A 3,830-nucleotide genomic window follows, 5' to 3' on the forward strand; every position below is an offset into this window, starting at 1 on the left:
CAGATCTTCCGCAGATCCCGCATCAGTCCCAACCGCATGAGCGTCATCACGAAAGCCGTCCTCACCCTGGAGAGGCAACGCTGAAAACGCTCACTCGGAACACTCCTTCTGGCCAACGACGTTCTCTGTACCGGCGGCGCAGGCGCCGGCAGCGGGCACGCCCTCCTGGAGCGCAGCGCCGTATTGCTCCCAGGTCCACGCCAGGTGCCGCGTCTGGGAGCGGTGGTAGCCGCAGGTGTAGCAGCGGGGCGGGTTGATCCGCTGCGGTATGAACGAGTGGCCCGGAGCGCGCCAGTCGCCTTCGGCCTGCGCATGATCGCTGCGGTGGCGCCCGCACCCGTGGAAGTCACAGATCCAGTACCCCGCCAACGGGTCGGGCCCTTCCCGAAACCAGTGCGATGTGATCAGCGCCCGCCGCGCCGGACTCACGACGCGCTCCTCTTGCTCGCGCCCACGCTCCACTCCATGCCGAGTACGTCGAGCTCCGCCCGGCGCTCCCCGCTCAGCTTGTCCGCCCGCTTACGCACGTTGGAGATCCACACACCCAGCTTGATGACCCTCTCAGCGCCCCCCTGAGCGCCGTTCACACCCTCACCGGACCCGAGGGGCTCCTCATGCTTACGGGGCACCCGAAGATGCCCCTCACGGGCGTGAAACGCCTTCGCCGCCGCGAGGTTGAGCATCCACTTGTCGTCCTGCGTGCGCTTCACCGGCCGCTCCGACTCCTCCGCCGGTTCGAGACCCAAGGCGTTCTCCAAGAGCCACTGCTGCGCGGGCAGCAGCGCGTCCCACCCGAACCGGCAGCCCTGCACCCACCGCCCGAGGTCCTCGCCCTGGACGACGACCTCACCGGCGGTCATCGGCACGGCGCCGCCGTTCTCCAGGTGCTGCTGCGCCAGCCGGAGGCACCGCTGCCATCCGGCGTCCCATGCCGGGGCCCACCCTGGGTCGATCGCGTTAAGGGCTTCCCGCCGTGTCCAGGACAGCCCACCGACCGCCTCCTCGCCGGAGACCTCAACCCCCTGCTCCTCCAGCTCCTGGAGGCGGACGTCCGCGAGCCGGGCCGCCGTCCGCAGGTTCTTCGCCCACACTCCGACCGGATATCCGTCCCACACCGCAGTGGCCGGCGGCAGGAAGTGCCCGTGCTCGCCCGCCCAACGGCGGGCGGCGGCGAGTCCTTCCTCGAAGGCATGGTCCTGGTGCGCCCACACCACCCCGAGCTTCTCCAGCTCGCGCACGCGCTCGGGGGCCAGGTCACCGGCCCGGTAGTCCTTGCGCTGCTTCTTCAGCCAGGTCCCCAGCGGGAATCCCCCCGGCGTCCAGTCCTGCGGAGTCACGTAGTCGTACGGGACCTTCAGCTCCCCGTTCCTCGCGACCTCCTTCCCGTACTGCACCGCGGCCGCGAGCCCGCTGCGCCAGTAGTCGCTCTCCGGATGCAGCACCCGCAGCGCCACGAACCGGGCGACCTCCGCCGGATCCCGGGGCGTGGAGAACTTCAGGAGCTCCCGCGCGGGCGCGCTCGGACCCTGCGCCTCACCCTGCTGCTCCTGGTCCTCCGCATCACGGTCCTCGTCGTTGTCGTCGCCCTTCCAACTCCCCGTTCGAGGGCGGGAGTCGGCGAGTGCCGCGATCACGTCCGTGTCGTGCGCCCGCAGCGCTCCGAGGACCTTCGCGAGGGTCTCAGCCCCCGGAGACGTCAGCATTTCGTCCGGACTTTCACCCGGCGCGAGAAAAACAGGCACGACCAGACTGGCAATCTTCCCGTCGCCGGGCTGCATACGGAGGGCCCGTCCGACCATTTGCACGATGTCGACCATCGAGCCCCTCGCGTCACAAAAGGCGACAGAATCACAGTCCTTCGTGTCGACGCCTTCACCGAGAACACGCACGGACGCGATGATCTTGAACATCGCCGGATAAGCCACCGTGCCGCCCTTCCCGTCCGGCACCTCGATCACGTGCGACGCGAACTCCTCCAGCTGCTCCTTGCGGTAGCCGGGCTTGTGCTCCCCGTACAGCCACGACGCCCACACCCGCTCCACCGGGTGGTAGCGCTCCGGGTCTTCCGCGTACAGCCGCGCCGCGACACCGGGCAGCCCCTCGGCCATGGCCTCGGCCTCGCTGATCCGGGAGTGGAACGTCAGGCACTTCCGCAGGTTCTCGTCCGCGGCCGCCGTCAGCAGTCCGGCCTGGAGCGCCGCGAGGCGGGCCCCGCGCACGAGGTCCGATCCCCGATCCCCGCCAACCTGCGCAGCATGGAGATCCGGGTCGGAGATATCCACACACACCACCTGATAAGGGGCAACCAAACCGCGCGAAATGGCCTGCGAGAGCGTCAATTTCCACGCCACCGGGCCGAATACGGGGGAGTCCGGATCCATGCTCGCGACCAGCCGAGGAGCCTCCCGCCCACCCCGCCGCGCATCCTCGGCCGACTCCCAGATCCGCGCCGTCGCCGTCATGTACAACCTGCGCACGGCCGGGATCTTCGCCTGGTCATGCACACCCGCCCACGCCTTCTCAGCATCCCCCGAGGTGCGGTGGGCCTCATCCACGACCATGAGGTCGAACGGCGCCATGCCAAGCCTGTGCGCCTTCTGGACGGCGGTCGTCGCGGTCGCGTACGTCGAGAACACCGTCACCAGCTCGTCGTCCCCCACCCGCGACAACAGTTCCACCGCGTCGGTCGTGCAGGGCATCCCGCTGGACGCCGCGACCTTCGCCTCACACGCACCGACCATCGCCCCCGCACGCCCCGCCCGACGCCACTCAGCAGCCATCTGCGCCAACAGATCCGTCGTCGGCACCAGGACCAGCACCCGCCGCGCGTTGAGCCGCTGAGCGGCCACCGCAGCGATCCGCGTCTTCCCCGAAGCCGTCGCGGCGATCACCTGGCACCGCAGTCCCTCCTCCGGCACGGGGGAGCCGGCCGGGAGCTGGAGATACCGAAGCACGGCGTCGACCGCCTCAATCTGATGTGCGCGAAGCTCGTTCTCCGACATTCAGGGGTCCTTTCTGAGAAGCAGACGCCGAATTCCTGCTATCCCCTTTGGAGCTGAATACAGTCAGCTACTGTGGGAATTAGCCGGTGAAATACCGGTGTCGTTCCGGTGATTAGCAGTGACAGTTAGACGCAGATTTTTTGCGAGCCGCTCGGGTGGGTGGTGGTCCGTGGTCTGGGTCCAAAGTAGCGGGCCTAGAAGGATGACGCACAGGGGTTGGAGGGAGTGACAGGAAGTGTTCGGTACTGGTGGCGCCGGGGTTGCGGGTTATCCGGTTCGGCTTGCCTTTGACCGTGCTGTCCCGCCGACTCACATCCGGGGTGTGCGTGCTTTCGAGGGGCGGGGGCACATGCCTCACCAAGGAGGCCCGCATGAGAGAACTGCCCAACCGTGAGACCCCGCAGTGGGTCAAGCCCGGAGCCAAGTGGATCCCCTGGGTCTGCTGGCCGATGCTGACAGTCAGCACTGCGATGTTGGCGTGGGGGCTAGCTAGTAGCAAGGAACCTGGGATGTTGTTCAGCCCGGCCTGCTCTGTTTTGGTATTTGTCTGCGTACTGATCCACAACCACTTGGTCAGGCGGCGGAACCGCCGGCAGAACCCTGCTCCGTAGCCAGCCGCCCACGCAGCGGGCCCAACTCGACTACGGAGTAGGCGAGTTGCCAGCGCGGAGCGCTGGAGCAAAGGGAGGCGGAGCCGACCGCCCGGAGGGCGCGGAGCGTCCTCCGGTTGTGCAGGGCCACGGAGTGGACCGGCGTCCGGGGAGCGGAGCGACCCGGGGAAGAGCCGCGTAGCGGCTCCGCGTCGCGTTCGCGGAGCGAACCGCGCGC

General features: G+C 68.3%; 2 protein-coding genes and 1 pseudogene. 1 reads left to right on the forward strand and 2 read right to left on the reverse strand.

Annotation, left to right across the window (positions count from 1 at the left end; genetic code table 11):
• Positions 1-84, forward strand: a pseudogene (locus tag ACIA73_RS41850) (IS5/IS1182 family transposase); the annotation flags it as partial.
• 341 nt (positions 85-425) lie between these two features.
• Here ACIA73_RS41850 and ACIA73_RS41855 read toward each other — a convergent pair.
• Together ACIA73_RS41855 and ACIA73_RS41860 are read right to left on the reverse strand one after the other, a co-directional pair.
• Positions 426-3,002: a Helicase associated domain protein gene (locus ACIA73_RS41855; protein ID WP_399444270.1), complete on the reverse strand. Its 2,577-nt coding sequence runs from the start codon at positions 3,000-3,002 to the stop codon at positions 426-428.
• Between the two features lie 573 nt (positions 3,003-3,575).
• On the reverse strand, positions 3,576-3,830 hold a 255-nt coding region (locus tag ACIA73_RS41860; protein ID WP_399444271.1), incomplete at its 5' end, for a hypothetical protein.

This window comes from Streptomyces sp. NPDC051561 (assembly GCF_044454195.1).
Taxonomy (GTDB): Bacteria; Actinomycetota; Actinomycetes; order Streptomycetales; family Streptomycetaceae; genus Streptomyces.